The organism is Streptomyces sp. NPDC002671 (assembly GCF_053592475.1).
This window is the reverse complement of sequence record NZ_JBSFVU010000016.1, coordinates 146,699-170,741: the sequence shown is the minus strand read 5'-3', so window position 1 is coordinate 170,741 and position 24,043 is coordinate 146,699. Positions and strand designations below refer to the sequence as shown.

Here is a 24,043-nt window from a genome sequence, read left to right as displayed (position 1 = left end):
CGCGCAGATCGTCGGGGCCCTTCAGTACTGCGCGTGCTCGGCGGACCGCTCCACCGTAGACGAATCACGAAGGCACGCCCAGGCCCAGGCCAGGGCCCAGACGAGCCCGCCCCCCTCAACCGGCCTCACCCGCTCCAGGCCGCCGCGCACAGCGCACGGTCGACCTCGTCCGTGTAGTGGGCCGCCGCCAGCCAGGCGCGGGCGAACCGGTCCGGGTCCGCCGGGAGCAGGCGGCCGAAGGCGTCGCGGGAGCGCTCCGCCGCGGCCCCCTGGAGTTCGTCCAGGATGTCCCCCGCCGTGGCGAGTCCGTGCTGCCGCAGCCGCCGGGCGTCGGCGGACGTGCGGCCGGGGAAGGACAGCATCCGTCGGCCGCCCGAGGCCGCCTGGTGGACACGGCGGCGCAGCAGGTGCACGGGGGCCTCGTCCGGTGTGGGAACGGTCGGCGCCGCTGCCGGGGAGGCGTGTGCCGCGGGCAGGTCGGCGTGCTGCAGCCGGTCCAGGCCGACGTCGACCCGGGAGCCGGGGTCGGTGGGATGCTCGGTCGCCAGGAGCAGCGCCCGCGGGTATGGGCCCGGAGTGAGCCGGGCGACGACCCGGAGCCGGCTGCCGCGAGCGGCGGCCAGCAGACGCAGGTTCTCCCGGTGGGGGAGCGCGGGATGGTCGTGGGCGGCGGTCAGCCGCAGTACGACGCCTCCGCAGTCGGCCAGCAGACAGTCGCCCGCCGCCGCCTCACGGACCGGACCCGCGAGGGTGACCTCGAGGAAGAGCAGCCCGTGGCCGCCGCTCAGGGCACGGCCGATCTGCTCGGCGACGGGCTCCGCCCACAGCCGGTCCAACGGGTCCTCGCGCCATCCGGCACCGGACGCGCGGACCGCCCGTACTCCGGCGCCCGCGCCCAGCCGCCCCGCCGGGGAGACGGTGGCCCCCGACACCGCGAGGCCCGCCCGGGACAGTTCCCGGTGGGTCAGGGCGGTGTCGCCGACGCGTACGGCCCGGTCGGCCGCGCCCACCGCCCGCCCGGCACCGCCGGGGGCCACGTCGGACACCTGGTACAGGCGGCCTTCGGCGTCGGCGGTCCAGGTGACGGCCCCCGCGTAACCGCTCGCGGTGAGCACCGGCTCGGAGAACAGGCCGTGCAGCCGCAGCGAGCCGTCCGGGCGGTACGGCTGCCGTACGGTGCCGCGCAGCCCGGCGAGTTCCGTGCCTTCGGCGCGCGGGATGCGATGAGCCAGGGACAGGACGTCGCGGAGCGCGGCGACGAGGTCGGTGAGCCGGTAGGCCGGGTCGGCCGAGCGGGCCGCACGCAGTGCGGTGACCGTGGACACGGCCGCGGCGGCGGCCCTGGGCAGGCCCGCGAGCCGGGCGGTGTGCGCGGCGCGCAGCAACTCCGCCTGGAGCACGGCCCCGGACCCGTCCGTACCGGCCTCGAGCACGGCGGTCGCCGCGTCCCGCAGAGCACGGGCGGCGGCGAGTTGCTCGGGGGTCGCCGTCTCGGGCTCGGCGACCGCGCTCGCCTCTACTGAACTCGCGGCTGACTCCCAGGAGTTGGTGGCGTCATCGGCTTCCGCGATCGGTGCCGCCGAGGCCGCCGCCGCGCGATGCAGGCAGTGCGGGGCCAGCAGACAGCCGCACCGGATGCCGTCCGCGCTGGTCACCGCGCCGCCGGGGGCGTGCAGTTCGAGGTCCGTGCTGTCGTCGACTGCGATGCGCACGGTGTCGCCGTCGCGGACGGCCGGGCGGTCCGCCAGCTTGGCGATGCCCGCGTCCAGCCGCTTGCGCAGGCGAGGCGAGAGCGCGGCGACGAGCTCGGCGGTCACGGCCGGGGCGACCGGAGGCAGCCCCCGGCCTACATGATCCTGGCCCACACGTTCCTGGCCGACACGACCTTCGCTCATGCGATCTTCTCCCCTACCCAGCGGGCGAGTTCGAGCGGACTGAGGGCGGCGACTGGCATCCCCGCGGCGACCAACTGGCCCGCGACACCGGTGGCGTACCGGGGGCGGCCGGCGTCGTCCAGGCTCGCGCAGCCCAGCACGTGGCAGCCGGCGCCGACCAGGGCGCGCACCTCGGCGAGCAGCCCGCCGATCGGGTAGCCCTCCTCGAAGTCGCTGACGACCACGACCAGCGTGCGCGAGGGCACGGTGACCAGTTCGCGCGCATGCCGCAGCCCGGCCGCGATGTGGGTGCCGCCGCCGACGCTGACCTCCAGCAGCAGCGACAAGGGGTCCTCGACATGGTCGGTCAGGTCGATGACCTCGGTGGAGAAGGCCAGGAAGTGCGTGGACAGGGTGGGCACCCCGGCCAGTACGGAGGCCGTGAGCGCCGCCCAGATCGTGGACGCCTCCATGGATCCCGACACGTCGGTGACCAGGATGAGCCGCCAGTCGGCCGCCCGGCGCGCCCGGGTACGGAAGACGGGCCGCTCGGGAACGACCTGGACGGTGCCGTCCGGCAGCCGGCGCGCGGTCGCGAGGTTGGCCCGCAGCGTGCGCGGCAGGTCGAGGCCACCGCCCGGACGCCGGCTGGGGCGTGGCAGCGCGGTGCCGTGCAGAGCCGGGCGCAGCCGGGTGGCCAGCTGTCGGGTGAGCGCGTCCACCAGTCGCCGGACCAGCGGACGCAGCGCCGCCAGCCGTGCCTCAGGCAGCCCGCCCGCGTGCCGGAGCACCGAGCGGAGCAGGTCGACGGAGGGCCGTACGCTGTCCGGGTCGAGTGCCTCGAACACGTCCTGCCGGCCCGTCGCGGCGGCTGCCGCCAGCACCTCCTCCCGGATGCCCGGCCCGAACAGCGCCGCCAGTTCCTCGGACCACTCCCGCACCCCGGGGTACGACGCCTCGCGCCCGCCGCCGCGCCCCGCACCGGTGAGGTCGCCACGGCTGCCCTCACCGCGCCCGCTGCCGTACAGCTCGTCCAGCGCAGTCGCCAAGGGCCGGGCCGGGGCGGGTAGTTGATCGGTGCGACGGCCCAGCACCAGGCGCCAGCGGTCGGCGGGCGCGAGCCGGTGCTCCGTGCCGGACGGAGGGGCCGCGACCTCGTCTCCCGAGCCCACGGTGCCGACGCCGGAGGAGAGCGAAGCTTTCGCGGCGTACCCGCGTGCTGCCTCCTCGGCAGACCCGGATGACGGAAGCAGCCCCAACGCCCCGAGGATCTCCCGGGCCGCGAGGTCGGCGCGGGTCCACTCGGCCAGCGCGCCGGGATCGACGGCGCCGGTGTCGCCCAGCCGACCGGTGCCCAACTGGCCCTCGCCCGGCCGGTCTTCGCCCAGGCGTTCCTCCACGGCGGCCAGGAGCCGCTCGCGGGCGGCCGGACTGAGCGTGTCGAAGCCGCCGCGCAGGGCCGGCAGCCGGTCCAGGAAGTCCCTGTCGGACAGCTCCGACACCCGGTTCAGCAGCGGCTCCAGCGCGGGCGGTGCCGACTCCAACAGGGGCCCGGCCGCCGTCAGCAGACCCGTCAGGCGCGCGGTCAGCGCCGACCGGGACTCGGGGCCGGTGGCGCCGTCCACCCAGGAGCCGACCCGGTCGCCGAACTCCTGGGGCTCCTCCTGCCCCAGCAGCACGCGTACGGCCCCGGCGGCCCCGCGCATCAGCGGGGAGCCGTCGGTGGCCAGCCGGGCCAGCGCGTCCGTGAGCCGGATGCCGCCCGACACGGCCGCGCGGTGGGCGAGTTCCAGCAGGGCGTGGGCGTCCGCGGCGTCCTCGGAGCCGGTCAGCCCGTCCACTTGGCGCACGGCCGCGGCAGTGAGCAGCCCGGCGACGGCCGCCGCCCGCTCCGTACGGCCCTCGTCGGCACCCAGCCCGGCGATGTGCCCGGCCCGCAGCCGGTCCAACAGGGCCAGTCCGGCGAGGAGTTCGGACAGCGTGCCCGAGCCCGGCAGCACCTCGGCGGTGTCGTCCAGCCGCTCGTCGGCGAGGCCGGGCAGACCGCACTCCGCGGCCTCCGCCAACCCCTGCAGGGCCTGTGCCGCCGTGGGCCCGCCGTCGTCCCGCTCCCCGCGCCGCCGCTCACGCAGCAGACCCTCGGCCGCCTGGGCGGGGGTGACCCCGCGGACCCCGGCGGCGGTCAGCATGGCCGCCGTGGCCGGCGTCCAGCGCACCTCCCAGCGGGAGGTCAGCGCCTCGGCGCCGCCCGCACCGGTGACCGCCTTGGGCTCGGCGTACGGCACCCCGCACACCGTCAGGCGGCGCAGCAGGAGTTCGCGGCGGCGGTCCAGGTCGGAGCGGAGCGGGTCGAGACGTAGGTCGCGTGCCATGCCGGGGCCGCCGCCGGCCGGGCCGGGCAGGTTCAGCGCGGCCAACTCGGCCTCCACCGCCGGGGCCAGGCCGCTGCGCGGCGCGTTCGGCGCGGGCCGGCCCGCCCGCGTGCCGACCAGCGCCTGCTCCATCGCCCTGGCGACGGCCCGGCCCCGCCCGTACGGCTCGCCCTGTGCCAGCACGGTCTGCACCGCCTCGACCAGCTCGCCCCGGCCCGCCGCGGGCAGCCCCCGCAGCCGGGCCAGATCACCGGCCAGCCGGACGATCTCCCGCGCGTCGGCGGGCCCGGACGGATGGCCCAGTGCCCGCAGCTCCGCACACACCCGCACGGCGGCCCGGGTCAGCGCCTCCGCCAGCGCGGCGGGATCCCCGGCCGCGTCCAGCACCATGTGCTGCCACTGCGGGTCACGGATCCCGGCGGGGTAGCCGGAGCGCTCGTCCAGCAGGGCGTAGGTGTAGGGGATCAGGGAGGTCGTCCACGCCGAGGCGGGCCGGGCACCCGCCGCCTCATCGGCCGGTGCCAGCAGTGCCGGGGCATGGAAGGCGCCGACGAGTACGGCGGCCCGCTCGCCGTCGGCCGTGGCGGCGGCCAGACACGAACGCATCCAGCGCTCCCGCCGCAGATCCGGCTCCGGCACCCCGCCCGCGGCGGCCGTGTCCGCGCGCAGCGCCCAGCCCGTGAGCAGCGCGGCCCGGCGCAGCGCCTCCGGCGCGGAACCGGGGGCCGTGGCCTCGACCAGCCGGTCCCACAGGTCGTCACCGGGACGGCCGGTGAGCCGGGAACGGAGCGCGCCGCCGAGTCCGGCCGCGGTGGAATCACCGGGCAGACCTGGGCCGCCGGACGCCCGCGAGGCCGACCCGCTGCCCACGTCCGTACCGGGCACGCCCGCGCTTGTACCGGGCAGGTCGGAGCCGGGCGCCCCCGGCCTGTCGGCGTCGTTGCCGTCCCCCGTACTGCCGTCCTGCCCGCTGGGCCCCGGCGAATCCGCACCCCAGCCCCGGTCCGCCAGCGGCAGATCGCAGGCGATCACCCGCACCCCGTGCCGCGCGGCCCAGCGCACCGCGACCAGTTCCGGGGAGAAGTCGGCGAACGGGTAGAACGCCGGGCCGCCGGTCCCGTCGGTGGGCGCGGCGGCGAGGGCGACCGGCGCCCGGGTCTCCGCGTGGGCGAGCCAGGGCAGCCAGTCCTGCAGTTCGGCGGGGAGTTCGACCAGCAGCACGTCCGGCTCGGCCGCGTCCAGCAGTGCGGGCACGGCGGCGGCCAGGGACGGCGCGTGGTGCCGTACGCCGATGAGGTAGGGCGCCGCCGGGTCGGTCAGGGCCGCCAGGGCCGCTTCGGGAGAGGCGTGGGGCACGGTCGTCAGCCCTCCAGGACCGTGCGCAGGTCCCACAGAGTGCGCCAGGTGGCGGAGCCCTGCTCGGCACGGCGCCGGACCGGACCGTCCCAGTAGCCGCGCAGCCGTGCCGCGTCCGCCGGGTCGTCCTTGCGTACGACACCGAGGAGATGACCCGGCAGCAGCCCGAGGACATCGCGGTCCCCGGGGAAGTAGGCCGTGGCCAGCCCCAGCGCGCCCGCCACGGACACGGCCTCGGCGGTGCTCATCACGGTGGACGGCCGTTCCACCTCCCAGCCCTCCGCCGACCGCCCCTCCCGCAGATCCCGGAAGGCGGTGACCAGGGCCTCCAGTACGGTGTCGTCGACCTGGAAGGGCGCCCCGGCCTGCTCCACCGACGCCTTCGCCTGGCTGCGCACCAGCGCGGTCTCGGCGTCGAGGTCGGAAATCGGGCCCACCGTCTCGAAGTTGAAGCGGCGCTTGAGCGCGGCCGACATCTCCGACACACCCTTGTCGCGCAGGTTGGCGGTGGCGATGAGGCTGAATCCGGGTGCCGCGTGCGCCAACGCGTCCTCGCTGCCCGCCAGTTCGGGTATGGCGATCCGCCGCTCCGACAGCAACGACACCAGGGAGTCCTGCACTTCGGGCAGGCAGCGCGTGACCTCCTCGACGCGGGCGACCGCTCCCCGGGCCATCGCGGTGAGCACCGGCGACGGCACGAGCGCCTTCCGACTGGGCCCCTGGGCGAGCAACAGGGCGTAGTTCCAGCCGTACTTGAGCTGATCCTCGGTCGTACCGGCGGTCCCCTGCACGACCAGGCCGCTGGTGCCGCACACGGCCGCCGACAGCAGCTCGGACAGCATCGACTTGGCGGTGCCCGGCTCGCCGACGAGCAGCAGGCCCCGCTCACCGGCGAGCGTGACGACACACCGTTCGACCAGTGCCCGGTCGCCGACGAACTTGCCCTCCACCACCAGCCGGCGCGGCACCCCGGCGGGGGCCTCCGCCTCGTCGGGCAGCCGCAGCGCCTGGCCGCCGCTGCCCATGACGAACGTGACGACGGCACGGGGCGTGAGCCGCCACGCGGGCGGCCGGGGCCCGGAGTCGTACGCGGCGAGAAACGCCAGCTCGGTGGCGTACCGGTCCTCGGGAGGGACGATCTGCCGGGTCGCGTCGGGGACGAGGACGGTGGTCATCGGGGGGTGCCCTTCGGAGTCGTACGAACAAAGGTCGAAGAAGTGGGGGTCACCGACGCCGCCCCCTGCGCGTCGCACGTGTGGTCAGCTCCTCGTACGCCGGGGCGTCGCCCGACCGCACCCGGTCCCAGGCACGCGTGAACAGCTCGGGCACCGGGAGCAGCGGTATCGCGCGACCGTGGTCGTGCACCGGGTACAGGCCTTCCTTCCACGTCTCCACCGGCAGCGCGGGCGACTTGAGATCGCGCCATCCGCAGGGCAGGAACAACGTCCGCCCGGCGCGCGGCCGTTTGGCCTCCACCACCAGTTCGGTCGCCGCCAGTTCGGCGCGGGCCTTCTTGATACGGGCGGGCTTCCAGCCGGTCCAGTGGGCGCAGTTGCGGTCCGTGGGGTCCGGCAGGGCCAGCAGCTGGAGGTAGAGCGCCGCCGCGTCCTCACCCAGGCCGAGCGTCGTGGCCGCCTCGGAGACGAGCGCGGGTACGGAGACGGTCGGGTCCTGGGCGTACCCCGAAGGTCCCTCGGCGCCGGCCGCGACCGCCCGGGCCAACTCCTCGCCGAGGAGGGTGCGCAGCGCCCGCAGACCGTGGCCGCGCGCGGGGCCGGTCAGGCCTTCGAGGAGGCCGAACGCGGGGTCGTCGGGGCCGGAGAGCGAGGCCGGCCGGACCAGGACCCCCTCCGTGTCGCGGTACCAGGGACGCAGCACGATCGCCTCACCGACCCGGATCAGACCGAGCGCGTCGCCGCCCCCGGTCTCGGGCAGCCCGTACGCCTTGCGGAGTTCCACCGCGGTGGAGTCGCCCTTCTCCGTCCAGTCGACGTCCAGGCCGAGCAGTAGCTCCGGGTCGGTCATCCGGCGGCGCACGGCGGCCAGGCCCTCCGGCAGCCGGGCGCGCAGCGGATGGCCGTACGGCAGGACGTAGGCCAGTGCCGCGAGGGAGTGCACCACGCCCCCCAGTTCGTACCGGCTGGGCACCGCCTCGGGGTCCTTCGGAACGAGCATGCCCTTCTCGTCGGGCCGCAGGACCGTCGTGCGGTTCAGCCACGGGGTGCGGGACGGGTTGAGCACGATCTCGGCGGCCCCGGCGCCGAAGCCTGCCAGCTCGGCGCTGAGGTCCTCGGGCACGCGGACCAGCGAGCCGAGCCGTTCGGCCCACACCCGCCCCGCGGCAGCCGTGTCCGGGCCCTCGGTCCACAGCGCGGCCGGGTCGGCCGGCAGCAGCGCGCCCAGCAGCGCCGTCCGCTCCGCAGGACCGAGGGCGTTGACCTGGGCGGTGCCGAACTCGCACTGCCGGGGCTTCAGCCCCATCGTGGCCAGTCCCTCGGTCCCGGGCGCGGGCAGAAGCCCGCCGAGCAGCACGGCGGCCTGGAGGGGGCCGAGTCCGCCACCGGTCGCGGTCACCAGCTCCTCGACGGCCCCGGCCCGCCACGGGGCAGCCCCCTTGTCCCGGATCAGCCGCGCGACCGTGGCCAGATCCTCGGCCGAGACGGTCGCCGGGTACCGGACCTCCTCGGCCAGCGTGAAGTGGGCGACCGCGCCGAACGCGCCGGACGGGTCGTGATCCAGGGCCAGCCAGTTCAGCGTGCCCCGCTGCCCGTCGACGCCCTTGCAGCCGAGGATCACCACCGTGCGGCCGTCACGGCGCAGCACCTGCCCGGCGCGCTGCTGCTTGTCGGCCCGCTCGCTCAGCACGACCTCCCGGAGCGTGCCGCCCGCCGAGACGAGCGGCCCCTCGGTGAGGGCCTCGAACAGCAGGAGCAGCGGCTCCCGTTGGACATCGGTCAGAGCGGGCGAGGCGGCCCGGTGGGCGAGGGCCCGCAGCGCGCCCAGGAAGGAGGTCCACACCACGCCGATCCCGGGAACGGTGTGCTCCTCGCTGTGCCATCCGTCCCCCAGGGCGCCGAGGCGCTCCAGGCCGGGCAGCGCCTTGCCCTCGGCGGGCCTGCCGGACAGCACGTGGTTCACCGCGCGGATCTGGCGCAGCGCGCTCCACTGCTCCTGCTGCCACCAGCCGTGCACACCCACGATGCCGTTGACGGCCGCGAGCATGATGCGGTCCTCGCCGTGTTCAGGGCGGTAGTCGGCGAACATGTCCACGTTCCGGGGGCGTTGGCGCTCCCGGTCCTGAGGCGGAGTCGCGAACGTCGTGGCCGACTCGCCGATGCGCAGCGCCGAGCGGACCAGCGAGGCGACGCCGGTGATCAGCCGGCCGTCGGTGAGACCCGGCAGGGCACGGGCCACCGTGCCCACGACGACCTCGTCCGCCGGGGGTACGGCGGCCTTGGCGGCCTTGTCCGACCCGGCGCGCTCGAGCGCCTCCTGGCGTCCGGCCAGCGCCGTCGCGGCGACCCGCAGCACCTCTGCCGCCTGCTCGTCGGTCAGGGCGCGCAGCACGGCCGAGCCCTGCTCGTCGCGCGGGCGCAGGGCGTGCCAGAAGGGCAGCGGGGGTACGAGCCGGGTCCCGGCGGCGAACTCGCCCCCGGGGCTGTTCGGCAGCACCCGGCCGAGTTCGCCGTGCGCGGAGGTGTCGTCGTCCGCGAACACCCCGACCTGCCGGAACAGTTGGGTGACGACGGGCTCGGCGCCCCCGGGCAGCCGCAGCGCGCCCAGCGGAACCGCGCCCGCGCGGCTGCCCTGGAAGACCGGCACCGACACCGTCCGTCCGTCGGGCGTCCCGGCGGTCCGGCGCGCCCCGGGGCCCTCGCCCTCCATGCGCACCCACCGGCCGAGCACCGTGCCGTCGGTACCGAACGGGCTGTCCTCCAGGCCCGGTTGCAGCGGCAGCACCTCGCACTGGCCCGGCAGCAGCTCGGCGTCCTCACGAATGCCCGCGCGCAGCAGCGCGGGCAGGGAAGCCCGCCCGTGGGTGCCCGTGACCGGGTCGTGTTCGAGCCACACCGTCTGCCGGCCCTGCCTGCCCTGACGCCAGTACGTGGTGCCGTCGCCGATGACCGGGCGGGCCGGCGGCAGGACCGTGTCACCGGCGTGCAGGGTGCGGTCACCGGTGGCCCGGCCGCCGCCGGGCAGCGGGATCGACGGGACGACCGGCTCGTAGTCGGACCACCAGAACGGGAGCTGCTCGCCGCCCAGCTCGAACACCTCGGCGGGCCGGGCCGACCAGTAGCCGTACTGCTTGCTGCCCTGCCGCCACGTCACCAGCAACTCCCCGTCCACGTACCGGAACCGGGGGCACTGCCGGCGGCCCAGCTCCTGGGGCAGGCGCAGGTCGTGGTCGAGGAGCACCTCGCGCGGGCCGACGACGATCGCCCTGCGCCGACGGGCCAGGATCAGGGCGGGCCAGGACTCGTGGACCGTGAGCGAGTCCTCCGTGCCCTTGCCGACCTCGGCGTCGAGCCGCCGCACCGCCTCGTCCAGGGCGGGCCAGCCCAGCTCGTCCAGGATTCCGGCGCGCAGGGTGCGGCCGAGCAGCGGCGCCGTCTCGCGGCGGGCGACCCGGGCGACGGCATCCGGATTGACCTGGGAGGCGATCACCCGGAAGGGACGCAGCCGGTCGAGGGCCGTCCGGGCACCGGGCAGCCCCACCGCGCGCGTGACGTCGTCGGCGGCCTCGTCCAGCCACTCGCCGAGCACACCCCGGAGGACGGGGTGCGCGGCGACGGCGGTCAGCAGTTCGCCGCTCCGCTGGTCGCCGCCGACCGTTTCCACGGCCTGGTGCAGCAGGCCCCGAAAGCGCGGGTCGGCCGCGACGGCCGCCAGGTCGCGCACGCCGGCCCGGGTGTCCTTCAGCCAGTGGTCCAGCGGCAGGAACACCCGCACGTCCGCGCCCGGAACGGCCAGCGGGACGCCCTCGGCCACACACAGGTCGAGCAGGTCGAGGTCGGCACCGGCGTGCCAGCGCCCGGTGAACAGGTCGACCGGGCGGACGGCGGCCCGCAGCCGCGCGGCCATGCGCTCGACCAGCGCCAGCGTGGCCGGTGAGCGGCGGGAGAACGAGCCGCCGTGCTTGCGGAAGAACGCCCAGCGGCCCAGCCACTCGCCGGGGTCGACGCCGTGCTCGCGCGCCTCCTCCTCTTCGGTCAGCAGTCGCTCGGCCCCGCACTCGGCGAGCAGCGTCAGCCAGAACTCGTCGTCCTCGACCTCCCGGCCCAGACCGGTCGGCATGATCTCCAACAGGCGTGCCCGGACAGCCGGCTGACGTTCGGTGAGGACGGGCAGGACGGCACGGTAGGCGGTCCAGAAGGAAGCGGGCGCGCGGACCGCCGCGGGGGAGGCGATCAGGTCGGCGACCAGCGCGCACTCCTCGGTGACCCGGTCCAGGCCGGCGGCCTTGATCAGCCCGCGCGCGTCCTGCGGCAGCGAGGCGTACGGCGGCATCCCGGCCGCGCAGCGCTCCACCGTCAGCTGCCTGAACTGCGCCCAGGCGGCGGCCGGGTCGAGCCTGCCGGCCAGGTCCTTCACATGCTCCTTCAGCGCCTTGACGGTCAGCGCCCCGGCGAAGGCGAACTCCAGGAACACCGCCCGCTGCCGCTCCTCGTCCACCGTGAGCGCGTGCACCCGCTCGGCCTCGCGGGCCTTGCCGAAGAACGCGGCGGCGTACGTGGTGTTCTCGTGCTCCAGGAAGACGCGCGCGGCCTGCTCGTAGAACGTCGGCAGGAAGTGCGGCACGGCCCGGCCGAGCTTTTCGCCGAGCGCCTCGAAGCCCTCCTTGGCGCTGCCCGGCTTGGACTTGGCCTGCCGGGCGAGCCGCTCGACGTCCTTGACCAGGGCCAGCGCGTGGTGCCCGTTCGCGGGGTCGTTCACCAGCGCCCACGCCGGGAAGCCCAGCGTCTCGCGGCGTACCTGGCCGACCTGGGGCGTCTGGGTTTCGCGGGCCAGACCCAGGAACTCCAGCGCCAGGTCCTCGGCCTCGCCGAGCGTGCCCGGCACCAGCCGGACCACCTGTCGGCCGTCCAGGGCGGGGTGGGTGTAGCTGCGGACGGTGAGGACGTCTGCGTCCTCACGCGCGGTGCTGCCCGGCGGCAGGACGGCGCCCGCGTCCAGGAGGGCGGCGACGGTGGCCTCGTCGAACCGCGTGGTGTCACTCATGCCGCCCGCTCCTCGTCCTCGATGTCCCGGCCGGCGTACAGCGCCGCCGCCATGCGCATGCCCTCCGACCAGGCGACCGGGCCGACCTGACCGAGCCTCAGGACGCGGCCGTCCGGGCCGGTCCACACCAGCGGGCCGGTCTCGGTCTCCGCGTAGCCGTCGTAGTCACCGATCCACACGCGGGCCTCGACGCCGCGGCTGTTCTCCAGGACGGCACACACGGCGTGCCCGCCGCGCACGCGGTAGCCCAGCTGGGTGGCCCGGCCGTGCAGGAAGCGCAGCTCCTTGAAGGAGCCGCCCGCGTAGTCCTCCACCTGAGTCGCCTCGGCGTCGAGGCCGGCCGGGCGGTGCCAGACCTCGCGGAAGAGCTGCTGGGCGCGCTGCTCGACGCCCAGTTCCACGGCGAACTCCCGCAGTTCCGCCAGGTCTTCGAGGAGGACCGGGTGCGGGATGCGGACCAGGCCGGGGGTGATGCGGACGGTGTCGCCGTCGAGGTCGACGAGGCCGAGGCCGCGCTCGGAGCCGGCGTCCCGCAGGAAACCGGCGACCTCACCGTCGGCGCCGGTGACCACGAGATCGCGCAGTGCCGCCTGCCAGGCAGGGTCCGGCCATACACGGGCGACGACGGCGAACGGCACGGGCAGCGAGCGGACCATCCACCGCTCGACATCGGCCAGGCACTGCCGCTCGTGCCGCTCCAGCCACTCGACGAGCTGCCGGAGGCCCACGACCGCCGGATCGTCGGCGATCTTCGGCGGCACGGACTTCAGCTGCCGCCCGGCCGCGTTGCGGCACACCACCTTCCCGCCGTCGAGGGCGACCTCGTAGTCGCCCGCCGACACCCACCCCATACGTGCCTCCCCGCACCCGCAGTGATCAAGTGACGGGAACTCTAGGGGAGCCCACTGACAACGCCCTCCGGCGACCGGAGGGCGTTGTGGAAAGCCGAAGAGCTGGAAGAAGCTGTAAAGCCGTGGAAAAGCGGAGGATCAGCGCTCGGCGCCCTTGTCCAGCTTCTCCTGCTTCTCCTGCTTCAGGTTCTTGAGCCGCGCCGCTTCCTTGCGGACCTCGGCCTGCGTCGCGCGCTCCTTCTCCAGCCACTCGGGCCGCTCCTGCTTGAGCGCCTCGATCTGCTCGGTGGTCAGCGCCTCGGTGACCCCGCCGCGGGCGAGACCCGCGATGGACACGCCGAGCTTGGCGGCGACCACCGGACGCGGGTGGGGGCCGTTCGCTCGCAGCTCGCGCAGCCACTCCGGCGGGTTGGCCTGGAGCTCGTTCAGCTCGGCGCGCGAGACCACGCCCTCCTGGAACTCGGCAGGGGTGGCCGGGAGGTACACACCCAGCTTCTTCGCCGCGGTCGCGGGCTTCATCGTCTGGGGGCTCTGCTGCGAACTCATGAGGTCAAGGGTATCGGCCGCGTACGGGAGGGCTGACCACGGCCGGTAACCTGGCCTGGTGACAGGCTCGCAGGAAACACCGTCGTTCCGGCTCGCGTACGTCCCCGGAGTGACGCCCGCGAAGTGGGTGCGGATCTGGAACGAGCGGCAGCCCGACGTTCCGCTCACCCTCCTCCAGGTCCCCGCCGCCGAGGCACCCGAGCTGCTGCGCGCGGGAGAGGCCGACGCGGGCTTCGTACGGCTGCCCGTGGACCGTACGTTCTTCAGCGCCATCCCGCTCTACACCGAGACCACGGTGGTCGTCGTTCCCAAGGACCACGTGATCACGGCGGCGGACGCGGTGACCCTGGACGACCTCGCCGACGAGGTGCTCTTCCACCCGCTGGACGACGTCTTCGACTGGGACAGCCCGCCCGGCGAGCCCGCCTTCGAACGCCCCGCGACGACGCCGGACGCCATCGAGCTGGTGGCGGCGGGCGTCGGCCTCCTGGTCGTCCCGCAGTCGCTGGCCCGCCTGTACCACCGCAAGGACCTGACCTACCGTCCCGTCGTCGACGCCCCCGAGTCGGGCATCGCCCTGTCCTGGCCGGAGGAGGCCACCACCGACCTGGTGGAGGACTTCATCGGCATCGTCCGGGGCCGCACGGTCAACAGCACGCGGGGCCGCACGGCGGCGAAGGCGGAGGCCGAGCCCAAGCGGACACGGCCCGAGCAGGGTGGCGCCCGGCAGAAGCAGGCGCCCGCGAAGTCGACGGGCGGCAAGCCGGCGGGCGGCGGGAAGTCCGCGGGCCGTACCGCCCGGGGCCGCGCGGGCTCCGGGGGCGCGGCCAAGCCGGCCAAGCGGGGGAAGCCGCGCCGGAGGTCGTGACCCGAGGTCCGGCCCCCTCAGGGACCGCGCCGGAGCCTCTCGTCCGAGCCGCCCTCCTCGCAACCCCGTCCGACCGGCGCACCGACCCGGGCGGCCTCCGGCTCGGGATGCACGTGGCGCTCCCGTAGATCCGCGATCGCCAGTGCCAGCGCGATCATGATGATCCCGACGGCGGTCAGCAGTCCGAGCTGGATCGCCACGGCGGAATGCCCGTGGTTGGCCTGGTGCGCGAAGTACACCGCGCCCACCACGGCGATCCCGGCCGCCGAGCCGACGCGCTGTCCCGTCTGCAGCACCCCGCCGGCCGCACCGGCACGCTGGACGGGGACGCGGGTGAGGGTGAGCGTCGTGTTGGGGGAGACCGTCAGGCCAGAGCCGATCCCCCCGATGAGCATCGGCAGCGCCGAGGCCCACCCCACGCCGCGCCCGGGCACCAGCTGCACCGCCACGACCACTCCGAGCAGCCCCAGTGCCACCCCGCCGAGACCGATGACGACCAGCTTGCGGCCGAAACGGGTCACGAGCCGGCCCCCGGCGGCTGCGCCGATCGCCGAGGCGGCGGCGAAGGGCAGGACCGTGAGCCCTGCCTCCAGCGCGCTGTAGCCGACCGTGTTCTGCAGGAACAGCGAGTAGACGAAGAAGACCGTGGTGAAGCCCGCGAAGTAGGTCAGGCTGATCAGCGCGCCGAGTGTGAAGGACCGCAGGGAGAACAGGCGCAGGTCGAGCAGGGGCGCCCGTCCGTGCCGTCCCTCGCGCCGCTCCCACGCCCAGAACGCGGCCAGTAGCAGCGCGGCCACCGGCAGCAGCGCCCACTTCTGCCGCCCGCCCCACTGCTGTTCCTGCACCAGGGGCAGCATGAGCGCGAGCACGCCCGCGCCGAGGAGCAGCACGCCGAACAGGTCGAACTCCTCCCGCCTGTCCGTCGACGCCGGGAACCGGGGCAGCAGCCGTAGCCCCGCGATGAAGGTGGCCACCCCGATGGGCAGGTTGACGTAGAACACCCAGCGCCAGCCGTCGTCCGTGCCGAACACCTGGATCAGCACGCCGCCCACGAGCGGGCCGACCGCCGTGGAGACACCGATGACGCTGCCCAGCAGGCCGAACGCGCGGGCCCGCTCGCGGCCCTGGAACATCTGCTGGATCAGCCCCGAGGTCTGCGGGGCGATCATGCCCGCCGCCGCGCCCTGGAGCAGCCGGAACAGCACCAGCCAGGAGGCGCCGGGCGCGAGCCCGCACGCTGCCGAAGCCACGGTGAACAGGGCGAGCCCGGTCAGGAAGGCCTGGCGCCGCCCGCGCATGTCGCCCAGCCGGCCCGCCGGGACCAGGGCCAGCCCGAAGGTGAGGGCGTAACCGGAGACGACCCACGACAGGTCGGCCCCGCTCGCTTGCAGCCCGCGCTCCATCGACGGCAGCGCCACGTTCACGATCGAGGTGTCCAGCAGCGACATGAAGCCCGCCGTCAGACAGACCCCGAGCGCCTTCCATCGCCGGTCGCCCATGGCCGGCCGGGGCTGGACTGTGGTCATGGGAGCACGCTAAGTGGCCTTCGGGGTAGCCGCATTCGCGGAAGCACCCGCAGCCGTGCCCGGGGAGTTCCCGGCGGGTCAGCCACCGAACCCCGCGTCGAAGGCGGTCGGCGTCAGGCGCGTGCCGCCCGGCCGACGGACTCCACCAGGGGCAGCAGCCGGTACGGGACCCGCTCCCGCAGGGCCACCTCGGTGCGGGTGCGCACCACGCCCGGCAGGCTGATCAGCTTCTGGATCACGTCCTCCAGATGGGCGGCATCCCGCCCCACCACCCGGGCCAGCAGGTCTCCGCCACCCGTGATCGAGAAGGCCTCCACGATCTCCGGTACGGAGGCCAGCGCGTTCCCGACGTCGTCGAGATGGCCCTGGGTGACCTCGATGTGCACGAACGCCAGCACCGGATGGCCGAGAGCGGCGGGCGACAGGGAGGGGCCCGTGCCGGTGATCACGCCGTCGCGCTCCATACGGTCCAGACGGGCCTGGAGCGTGCCGCGGGCGACACCGAGGATCCGTGCGTACTCGCGCACGCTGGTGCGCGGCTGCTTCAGCAGCAGCCGCAGGATGCGGGTGTCGAGTTCGTCCACGGTCATGACATTCGACTGTACCAATGGCCCAGGTGGCCCCGCAGCGCGTGTGCCGCCCGACCTGGTCCGTTGGTATTCCGGTGAGCTTCGCCGCAGGACGAGCAGTGTGCCAATGGCTCACTGATTCGGCCAGCGCTTGAGCCAGTGACCTCGGTGATGCTCTCATGGGGACGTCGATGGCGCTGCGGACCCCGCGGCGCCTTTTCCATGCCGGTCCATGCCGGTGCTCCAGGGAGGGCAGCAGTGCTGAAGAGGGTGTTCGTGGCTCCGGACCCCGGACGGGCGCGGCTGCGCTTCGCCGCGCGGGCCGTCCTCGGCATCGGTCTGGCGGTCGCGGTCTGCTTCCTGGCCGGACACTCCCTCGTCGGTGCGGTCACCGGCGGTCTCGCCGCGCTGCTCACCCTGTTCACCGTGGCGGATCCGACCGTGCGCGGCCAGGCGGTGACCACCGCACTGCTGCCCGCCGTCGGCGTGCCCGTGCTCGCTCTCGCGGCCGAGCTGCACGACGTTCCCGTGGCGCGGGACCTGGTCTTCCTGGCCGTCGTCGGCGCCGGCGTGTACGCGCGCCGTTGGGGGCCGCGCGGGCACAGCCTCGGCGTGTTCGCCTTCATGACCTACTTCGTCGCCCAGTTCCTGCACGCCACCCCCGACCGGCTGCCCGAGCTGTACGCCTCCGTCCTGCTGTCCGTGCTCAGCGCCGCGGCGGTGCGCTTCGGCCTGTGGTGCTACGAGCGCCGGCTGCCCGTGCCCGCCGCACCCGCACCACCCGCGGGCAGCGGCCTCGCCCGCGTGACCACCCGGCAGGCCGTCCAGGCGACCGCGGGCGCGGGCTTCGCGCTCGTCGTGGGCCAGCTGGTATCCGGACAGCGCTGGTACTGGGCCGTCGGCGCCACCTGGTGGATCTTCGTCAACACCGCCTCGCGCGGGGAGACGCTGGTGCGTGGCTTCCGCCGGGTCCTCGGCACGATGATCGGCATCTCGCTGGGCTTCCTCGTCGCCATCCCCGTGCACGGGGCGCCCGTGCCCAGCGTCGTCCTCGTCGCGGTCGCGGTCTTCGGGATCTTCTACTCGGCCGCCGTCTCCTACACGTGGATGATGCTCTGGGTGACCGTGCTCGCCGAGATGCTCTACGGCCTTCTCGGCGTCCTGAACCCCGGCCTGCTCGCCCTGCGCCTCGCCGAGACCGAAGTGGGCGCGGTGGGTGCCGCGCTCGCCGTGCTGTTCGTGCTGCCGGTCACCACGCACGCCACCACCGACGCCTGGATCCAGCGCGCCCTGCGCTGCGTCCACGCCTGCACCGCGGAGGCCGCGGCCCGCCTCGCCGGCTCGCCCACGGCCGACCCGGCGCCGCTCGTCGCCGAGCTGGAACTGCTGCTCGGCCGGGTCCGGCTCTCGGTCGCCCCGCTGGTGCACCCGCTCAACCCGATACTCGGCCGCAAGTGGCGCGCCCGCCGGGTGCTCGACCGGCTCGACGACTGCGCCCGGGAGATCCGCGGCCTGGTCGCCGTCGCCGCCGACCCCGAGGCCTCCCACGACGCCCGCCTCGCCGCCGCCTGCTGGCGCGTGGAGGCCGCCGTCGAGGCGCTCACCCAGGGCCGCCACGTCACGTTCGTCCCGGAGCCGCCCGCCGAGCCCGCCCTGGCCCACCTGTACGGCGTGGAGCGCGCGCTGGCCGACCTGGCCGAGCCGCTGCGGGCGCCGACGGGTTCGCGGCTGGTGGGGGCCTGAGAGGCGGCGCTCCGCGCCTCTTGCCGGACGCGGGCCCGGAACGGGCATCCGGCCACGTCTCCTGAGCACGAGTGAAGAACCGCCTCGCCATCCCCACCCTTGGTCTAGACCGCCGTTGATCGACTGCTACCGTCGGCCCCGGACGGCTCGACCGAGACCCGACCGAGAGGGGACAGCGGTGGCAGAGGGCGGCAGCCCGGGCAGGCGCCGGGCGTTCATCGGCTCGTTCACCGCGGCGGGCGGACCCGGTGTGGTGACCGCGCAGGTCCGGCCGTACGACGGCGCCCTCAGCCTCGTCGCCGCCGTGAACCACCTGCCCGACCCCTCGTATCTCGCCCTGTCACCGGACGGGGGCACGCTCTACGCGGTCAGCGAGACGGCCGAGGGCGCCGTCGCCGCCTACCGGGTGCACGGTGAGAAGCCGGAACCTGCCGGTCCGCCCGTGCCGGTCGACGGCAGCGGGCCCACCCACCTCAGCGTGTACGCCGGGCACGTCCTGACCGCCAACTACGGCTCCGGCAGCGTCACCGCCGTGCCCCTGCGCTCCGACGGCACGCTCGCCGCCGCCCCCTCCGGGGTGCTCCGGCACACCGGCTCCGGCCTGCACGACCGGCGGCAGCGCGGCCCGCACGCCCACCAGGTGCAGCCCGACCCCAGCGGCCGGTGGGCCGTCAGCGTCGACCTGGGCACGGACTCGGTACGGGTGTGCACGCTGCACGGTGGCACCCCGGTACTGCACCGCGAGTTCGCGCTCCGCCCCGGCTCCGGCCCCCGCCACCTGGCCTTCCATCCGGACGGCGCACACGCCTACGTCGTCAACGAACTCACCCCCACGGTCACCGTCTGCCGCTGGGACGCCGTCGACGGCTCCCTGAAGCCGCTGGCCGAGGTGCCGGTCCTGCCGGGCGCCCCCGCCGGCGACGCCTACCCCTCGGGGATCGTCGTCTCGCCCGACGGCCGCTTCGTGTGGACCGCCACGCGCGGCGAGGACGTCCTGTCCGTGTTCGCCGTCACGGGGGCCCAGGGGGACGGGCTCCGGCTGACCGGCACGGTGCCGTGCGGCGGCCACTGGCCGCGTGCGCTGGCCGGGTACGGCGGCTTCCTGTACGCGGCCAACGAACGCTCCGGCGACGTGACCTGGTTCGCCGTGGACGAGATGTCGGGGCTGCCGCGCTACGAGGGTCACGTGGAGGTCCCCGCGGCCTCCTGCGTCGTCTTCGGCTGAGCTGCCCGAACCGGTCGTCCGGGGACGCCGAAGGGCCCGCTCCAGCGGCTGGAGCGGGCCCTTTCTCGTGCGGGTGTACCGGTGCCGTGCCGCGTCAGCGGACGGACGTGCCCTGCGCCTGCGGCGGGGCGATGCCCAGCGCGGTCGTGTACTTGGCGAGGGCGAGCTTGCCGATCGCCGGGTACGCGCCGAGCGCCTCGGCGGTGGCGCAGCCCGCCTCCTCGGCAGCCGCCGCCAGCAGCCCGGGGTCGATCTCCGGGCCGATCAGGTACGGCGCCAGGGCCAGCTGCTGCGAGCCCGAGGAACGCAGCTGCTCGGCGACGGAGGCGATCGAACCCTCCTGGTCCAGGGCCGCCGCCATGACCGGCACGGCCAGGCGCGCGGCGAGCAGCATGCCGGTGATCCCGGCCGCCTGCACGGCCTCCTCGCCGCCCACGGAGGCCAGGATGATGCCGTCCGCGGCGGTGGCCACGGTGAACAGGCGGGCGCGGTCGGCGCGGGCGAGGCTTGCCTCGGACAGGCGCACGTGCAGCGCCTCGGCGAGCAGCGGGTGCGGGCCGAGGGCGTCGGTCAGGTCGGCGGCGACCCGGCTGTCCATCACCGACTGGCGGATGTGCCGCAGCAGGGCGCTGTCCGGACCGGCCAGCAGTGGAACGACGACGGCGACCGGGCCGTCGGGCTCCTTGACGTCGAGGCCGGCGGCCAGGGCCTGCTCGTAGCGGGCGGTGCGCTCCTCGGCGGCGTGCGCCAGCACGGACCGCAGCGAGGGGAACTCGGTGTCGTCCCCGTCCAGGTAACCGATGCGGGCGTCCAGGCCGGGCAGCTCGGAGCGGGCGATGCTCACGACCTCCTCGGCGAGAGCGCGCGTGGCGGTGCTGGGCACGCCGGGCACCGCGAGAACGAGGGCGGGCGCGCCCTCAGGAGCCACCAGCGGTTCCGGGCGGCGGTGCCGTCCGGGCTGGCGGGGTCGCGGCATTCGTACTGGCAGGCCGGACGCGGGCCCAGTGGGGGAGCTCATGGCGCCGCATGTTACTAACTTCCTGGGCTCCCCTGTTCGGGGAGGGTGCAGGTGAGCGGTTTCCGTCCGGTTTTGTCTGATGAGTTACGTACGCGTGACACGTGAGGCAGGCACATGCCGGGCACATCACCGACACTTGCCTGATGTAAGCCGTACGTTTGCCGGATGCGTGACGGAAATGCGGTCAATTCCCTTTTGTGATGACCGTGTAGAACAGGGACGGTTCACCCGGCAGAGTGAGCCGGCCGACTGCCAGGTCGGCCGCGATCCGCATCGCGCCGTGCAGAGGGTCTCCCTCGGCCGCAACCCGCCGGGCGTGCGGCAGCCGCGCCGCCAACTCCTCGCCGAGCGGTACGAGGACGGGATCGCCCAGCTTGAACAGGCCACCGGTGAGGGCCACTTCGGGTGCTCCGGAGGCCGGGCACACGGCGGCGGCGGACTCGGCCATGTTGCGGGCCGCCACGCGCAGGATGCCGGCGGCGACCGGGTCGTGCGCGGCACAGCCGGCCACCCGCGGCGCGAAGGAGGCCAGGACCGCGGGCCGGTCGGAGCGGGGGTAGAGCAGGCCGGGCAGCGTGTGCGCCGGCCCGAACTGCTCCTCCATACAGGCCAGCAGCGGGCCGGAGCCGCCCTCCCGGCCGTCGTGGGCGCGCAGCGCCGCCTCCAGGCCGGCCCGGCCGATCCAGGCACCGCCGCCGCAGTCGCCCAGCAGGTGTCCCCAGCCGTCCGCCCGCCGCCAGCTGGTCAGATCGGTGCCGATCGCGATCAGTCCGGTGCCCGCGGCGAGTACGGCACCGGGGCGCGCCCCCAGGGCGCCGACGTACGCGGTGACGGCGTCGGCGGCGAGCGCCACCCGGCGTACGCCCAGCTCCCGGGCAAGGGCGCCCGGCAGCTCATCGCGCAGGGCGTCGCCCAGGGAGGCGAACCCGGCGGCGCCGACGACGGCCGTGCCCAGCTCGCCCACCCCTGCCTCGGCGGCCAACGACCGTGCCAGCGGCAGGAGTTGCGCCATCAGATGACCGGGGTCGATCCCGCGCGCACCCGTGCGCACCGGCTCTCCCGTCTCCCGCGCGGCCGACGGCTCCCGCCCGACGGTGCCGACGACGACCCGGAGGCCGGAGCCCCCGGAGTCGACGGCGAGATAACCGGGGACGGTCACGGCAGACGCCACTCCACCGGCTGTCCGCCCTGCTGGACCAGCAGGTCGTTCGCACGGCTGAACGGACGCGAGCCGAAGAACCCGCGGTCGGCCGACATGGGCGAGGGATGCGCCGACTCCACGGCGGGCAGGGTGCCCAGCAGCGGCCGGAGATTGCGGGCGTCCCGGCCCCACAGGATGGACACGAGCGGCTTGCCGCGCCCGGCCAGCGCCCGTATCGCCTGCTCGGTGACCTCCTCCCAGCCCTTGCCGCGATGGGCGCCCGGACTGCGCGGGGCCGTGGTCAGCGCCCTGTTGAGCAGCAGTACACCCTGCTGCGTCCACGGGGTCAGGTCGCCGGTCGACGGCTGGGGCAGGCCCAGGTCGGTGTTCAGCTCGCGGAAGATGTTGATCAGGCTCGGCGGCAGCGGGCGGACCTCGGGCGCGACCGAGAACGAGAGCCCCACCGCGTGGCCCGGAGTCGGGTACGGGTCCTGACCGACGATCAGAACCCGTACGTCGTCGAAGGGTTGCTGGAAGGTCCGCAGGACGTTCGGTCCGGCCGGAAGGTAGGTGCGTCCCGCGGCGATCTCCGCGCGCAGGAAGTCGCCCATCTCGGCGATCCGTCCGGCGACGGGTTCCAGGGCCTTCGCCCAGCCCGGTTCGACGATTTCATGCAAGGGTCGTGGTGCCACGGCCGTCACCCTACTGCCGTACGGCGGCCGGAGATCAACCGGTGGCCAAGACCCGGCGCCGCACACCACGCCCTCAGGACGCTCTCAGGTGACCACCGCCGCCCGCACGCACAGCACGTCCGGCAGATGCGCGGCCAGCTGCTGCCAGCTGTCGCCGTCGTCGGCCGAGGCGAACACCTCGCCGTTGCGGTTGCCGAAGTACACCCCGGCCGGATCGGCGTCGTCGGTGCACAGCGCGTCGCGCAGCACCGTGCCGTAGTGGTCCTCGGACGGCAGCCCCTTGGACAGCGGCTCCCAGCTCTCGCCCGCGTCCGCCGTGCGGAAGACCCGGCAGCGGTGCCCGGCCGGCACCCGGTCCGCGTCGGCGTTGATCGGGAAGACGTACGCCGTGCCGCCCCGGTGCGGATGCGCGGCGGCGGCGAAGCCGAACGTCGAGGGCAGGCCCGCGCCGATGTCGGTCCAGTGCGCGCCCGCGTCGTCACTGCGGTACACCCCCCAGTGGTTCTGCAGATACAGCCGGTCCGGATCGCCCGCGTCCTTGGCGATCTTGTGCACGCACTGGCCGAACTCCGGGTTCGGGTCGGGCAGGAACACCGCCGACACACCGGAGTTGGACGGCGCCCAGCTCGCGCCGCCGTCCGTGGTGCGGAACACCCCGGCCGCGGAGACGGCCACGGTGACCGCCCGCGGGTCGCGCGCGTCCGTGATCACCGTGTGCAGGCCCTCACCGCCGCCGCCCGGCACCCACTGCGAGCGGGTGGGGTGCTCCCACAGCGGCCGTACCAGTTCGAAGCTCTCTCCGCGGTCCTCCGAGCGGTACAGCGCGGCCGGTTCCGTGCCCGCGTACACCACGTCCGGCTCGGCGGCGGCCGGGTGCAGCTGCCAGACCCGCTCCAGCGAAGCTCCGGTGTCCTGCGGGAACTTGACGGCCGGCTGGGCCGGTTCCGTCCAGGTGCGGCCGAGGCCGTCGGAGTGGAACACCGACGGTCCCCAGTGCGCGCTGTCGCCGCCGGCCAGCAGCCGTGGCCGCTCGCCCCGGGTGTCGATCGCGACCGAGTAGACGGCCTGGGCGTTGAAATACGGGCTTTCGTCGAACTCCCAGGCGCCACCGCGCCGCCGCCCGATGAACAGGCCTTTGCGGGTGCCCACGGTGAGCAGTACCTCGGTCATGCCGATCACCTCCGGGACGTCTTTGTCCGGGTAGTCGTCAGATATCGGCCAGTCTGCACCCCGCCACTGACAGTCTCCCCGGTGCGGCACGTTCCCGCAGGTCACAGCGGTGTCGTCGGTCCGTCGCGAAGATCGGCCGGGTCCGTTGCGGGATGTGCCTGCGCGAAGCGGGTGTCTCGTGCGACCGTCGAGGTGACGGCTCGTCGTGAGCAGGGGGGCGGACTCTTCCGTACGGGAGTGCGTCCCGGCCTGTCGGTGTGCTCATGGGGGAGGATGCCTTGAAGGCGTTCCGTGGTCCGAAGGTGTGGCTGTGGCGCTGGCGGCGCAGTCCGCTGAAGCGGCGGGCCGACGTGCTGGAGGGCTGGGTGGTGCTCGGAGTCTGGCTGTTGACCGTCTTGACCGGGGTGCTGGGCGGCTTAGCGGCGGACCGGTCGGTGGAGCACGGGCTGGCCCGGGAACGCGCGACCTGGCGGCCCGCTCCCGCACGCGTGGTGGCGCAGGCACCCGGCGCGCCCCGCGTGCGCAGCCATGCCCCCGTCGCCGACGGGGTCTGGGCCAGGGTGCGCTGGACCCTGGCCGACGGCTCGGTGCACACCGGCGAGGTCCGTGTCGCGCCCGGCAGCCCGGCCGGCACCCGGGTCACGGTCTGGACCGACCCGCAGGGCCACCTCGTGACCCGCCCGGTCAACGCCTCCGGGGCCGCCTTCCGGGCCGGCCTGATCGGCGTCCTCGTCGGGGCGAGCACCGCCGCCGTCCCCTTCGTCGGCGGCCTGGTCCTGCGCGGCCGGATGGAGCGCCGCCGCCTGGACCGGTGGGACACGGAATGGGCCCGGTGGGGGCCGCAGTGGAGGCGGATGGTGTAGCGGGCAGCCC

General features: G+C 74.9%; 16 protein-coding genes. 4 read left to right on the top strand and 12 right to left on the bottom strand.

Annotated features, from left to right (window positions below):
- Nucleotides 1-125: 125 nt before the first annotated feature.
- The 6 genes from ACWD35_RS25055 to ACWD35_RS25030 form a co-directional block, all read right to left on the bottom strand.
- Entirely contained in the window at nucleotides 126-1,895 is a 1,770-nt protein-coding gene (locus ACWD35_RS25055; RefSeq protein WP_451353523.1) for a hypothetical protein, read from the bottom strand.
- Complete coding sequence (locus ACWD35_RS25050; RefSeq protein WP_451353522.1) at nucleotides 1,892-5,602, bottom strand: vWA domain-containing protein; 3,711 nt, start codon at nucleotides 5,600-5,602, stop codon at nucleotides 1,892-1,894. Before ACWD35_RS25050 ends, ACWD35_RS25055 begins: the two co-directional genes overlap by 4 nt.
- 5 nt (nucleotides 5,603-5,607) lie before the next feature.
- Nucleotides 5,608-6,777, bottom strand: coding sequence for an ATP-binding protein (locus tag ACWD35_RS25045; protein ID WP_451353562.1), 1,170 nt, complete (start codon nucleotides 6,775-6,777; stop codon nucleotides 5,608-5,610).
- Between the two features lie 49 nt (nucleotides 6,778-6,826).
- Nucleotides 6,827-11,821, bottom strand: coding sequence for a hypothetical protein (locus ACWD35_RS25040; protein ID WP_451353521.1), 4,995 nt, complete (start codon nucleotides 11,819-11,821; stop codon nucleotides 6,827-6,829).
- Nucleotides 11,818-12,672, bottom strand: coding sequence for a DUF4132 domain-containing protein (locus ACWD35_RS25035; protein WP_451353520.1), 855 nt, complete (start codon nucleotides 12,670-12,672; stop codon nucleotides 11,818-11,820). Before ACWD35_RS25035 ends, ACWD35_RS25040 begins: the two co-directional genes overlap by 4 nt.
- A 138-nt stretch (nucleotides 12,673-12,810) precedes the next feature.
- Nucleotides 12,811-13,218: a DUF5997 family protein gene (locus ACWD35_RS25030; protein WP_451353519.1), complete on the bottom strand. Its 408-nt coding sequence runs from the start codon at nucleotides 13,216-13,218 to the stop codon at nucleotides 12,811-12,813.
- Nucleotides 13,219-13,276: 58 nt separating this feature from the next.
- On the opposite strand from ACWD35_RS25030, the gene ACWD35_RS25025 reads away from it, so the two are divergent.
- Entirely contained in the window at nucleotides 13,277-14,086 is an 810-nt protein-coding gene (locus ACWD35_RS25025) for a LysR family substrate-binding domain-containing protein (protein WP_451353518.1), read from the top strand.
- A gap of 17 nt (nucleotides 14,087-14,103) precedes the next feature.
- Here ACWD35_RS25025 and ACWD35_RS25020 read toward each other — a convergent pair whose 3' ends face one another.
- Both ACWD35_RS25020 and ACWD35_RS25015 read right to left on the bottom strand, forming a co-directional pair.
- On the bottom strand, nucleotides 14,104-15,612 hold the full coding sequence (locus tag ACWD35_RS25020; protein WP_451353517.1) for an MFS transporter: 1,509 nt from the start codon (nucleotides 15,610-15,612) through the stop codon (nucleotides 14,104-14,106).
- Between the two features lie 113 nt (nucleotides 15,613-15,725).
- Nucleotides 15,726-16,202 carry an Lrp/AsnC family transcriptional regulator gene (locus ACWD35_RS25015; protein ID WP_451353516.1) on the bottom strand — a complete coding sequence of 159 codons (477 nt, stop codon included), beginning with the start codon at nucleotides 16,200-16,202 and terminating at the stop codon, nucleotides 15,726-15,728.
- A 237-nt stretch (nucleotides 16,203-16,439) separates the two neighbouring features.
- On the opposite strand from ACWD35_RS25015, the gene ACWD35_RS25010 reads away from it, so the two are divergent.
- The gene (locus ACWD35_RS25010) at nucleotides 16,440-17,924 is read left to right on the top strand and encodes an FUSC family protein (RefSeq protein ID WP_451353515.1); all 1,485 of its coding nucleotides are present in this window, start codon (nucleotides 16,440-16,442) and stop codon (nucleotides 17,922-17,924) included.
- Between the two features lie 178 nt (nucleotides 17,925-18,102).
- Nucleotides 18,103-19,149: a lactonase family protein gene (locus ACWD35_RS25005; RefSeq protein ID WP_451353514.1), complete on the top strand. Its 1,047-nt coding sequence runs from the start codon at nucleotides 18,103-18,105 to the stop codon at nucleotides 19,147-19,149.
- A gap of 94 nt (nucleotides 19,150-19,243) precedes the next feature.
- Here the strand turns inward: ACWD35_RS25005 and ACWD35_RS25000 are convergent, their stop codons facing one another.
- The 4 genes from ACWD35_RS25000 to ACWD35_RS24985 all read right to left on the bottom strand — a co-directional run bounded on the left by ACWD35_RS25000 (nucleotide 19,244) and on the right by ACWD35_RS24985 (nucleotide 23,170).
- Nucleotides 19,244-20,167 (bottom strand): sirohydrochlorin chelatase, encoded by a 924-nt coding sequence (locus ACWD35_RS25000; RefSeq protein ID WP_451353513.1) that lies wholly within the window; start codon nucleotides 20,165-20,167, stop codon nucleotides 19,244-19,246.
- Nucleotides 20,168-20,351: 184 nt separating this feature from the next.
- Complete coding sequence (locus ACWD35_RS24995) at nucleotides 20,352-21,326, bottom strand: N-acetylglucosamine kinase (protein ID WP_451353512.1); 975 nt, start codon at nucleotides 21,324-21,326, stop codon at nucleotides 20,352-20,354.
- Nucleotides 21,323-22,000, bottom strand: coding sequence for a uracil-DNA glycosylase (locus ACWD35_RS24990; RefSeq protein WP_451353511.1), 678 nt, complete (start codon nucleotides 21,998-22,000; stop codon nucleotides 21,323-21,325). The genes ACWD35_RS24995 and ACWD35_RS24990 overlap by 4 nt, the downstream gene beginning before the upstream one ends.
- Nucleotides 22,001-22,084: 84 nt before the next feature.
- Complete coding sequence (locus ACWD35_RS24985; RefSeq protein ID WP_451353510.1) at nucleotides 22,085-23,170, bottom strand: WD40/YVTN/BNR-like repeat-containing protein; 1,086 nt, start codon at nucleotides 23,168-23,170, stop codon at nucleotides 22,085-22,087.
- Nucleotides 23,171-23,433: 263 nt separating this feature from the next.
- On the opposite strand from ACWD35_RS24985, the gene ACWD35_RS24980 reads away from it, so the two are divergent.
- Entirely contained in the window at nucleotides 23,434-24,033 is a 600-nt protein-coding gene (locus ACWD35_RS24980; protein ID WP_451353509.1) for an Rv1733c family protein, read from the top strand.
- Nucleotides 24,034-24,043: the final 10 nt, after the last annotated feature.

Coding starts and splice junctions, on each gene's coding strand:
- ACWD35_RS25055 (WP_451353523.1), bottom strand. CDS start 1,895: ATGAGCGAAGGTCGTGTCGGCCAGGAACGTGTGGGCCAGGATCATGTA.
- ACWD35_RS25020 (WP_451353517.1), bottom strand. CDS start 15,612: ATGACCACAGTCCAGCCCCGGCCGGCCATGGGCGACCGGCGATGGAAG.
- ACWD35_RS25015 (WP_451353516.1), bottom strand. CDS start 16,202: ATGACCGTGGACGAACTCGACACCCGCATCCTGCGGCTGCTGCTGAAG.
- ACWD35_RS25000 (WP_451353513.1), bottom strand. CDS start 20,167: ATGAGCTCCCCCACTGGGCCCGCGTCCGGCCTGCCAGTACGAATGCCG.
- ACWD35_RS25030 (WP_451353519.1), bottom strand. CDS start 13,218: ATGAGTTCGCAGCAGAGCCCCCAGACGATGAAGCCCGCGACCGCGGCG.
- ACWD35_RS24985 (WP_451353510.1), bottom strand. CDS start 23,170: ATGACCGAGGTACTGCTCACCGTGGGCACCCGCAAAGGCCTGTTCATC.
- ACWD35_RS25040 (WP_451353521.1), bottom strand. CDS start 11,821: ATGAGTGACACCACGCGGTTCGACGAGGCCACCGTCGCCGCCCTCCTG.
- ACWD35_RS24980 (WP_451353509.1), top strand. CDS start 23,434: ATGGGGGAGGATGCCTTGAAGGCGTTCCGTGGTCCGAAGGTGTGGCTG.
- ACWD35_RS25035 (WP_451353520.1), bottom strand. CDS start 12,672: ATGGGGTGGGTGTCGGCGGGCGACTACGAGGTCGCCCTCGACGGCGGG.
- ACWD35_RS25045 (WP_451353562.1), bottom strand. CDS start 6,777: ATGACCACCGTCCTCGTCCCCGACGCGACCCGGCAGATCGTCCCTCCC.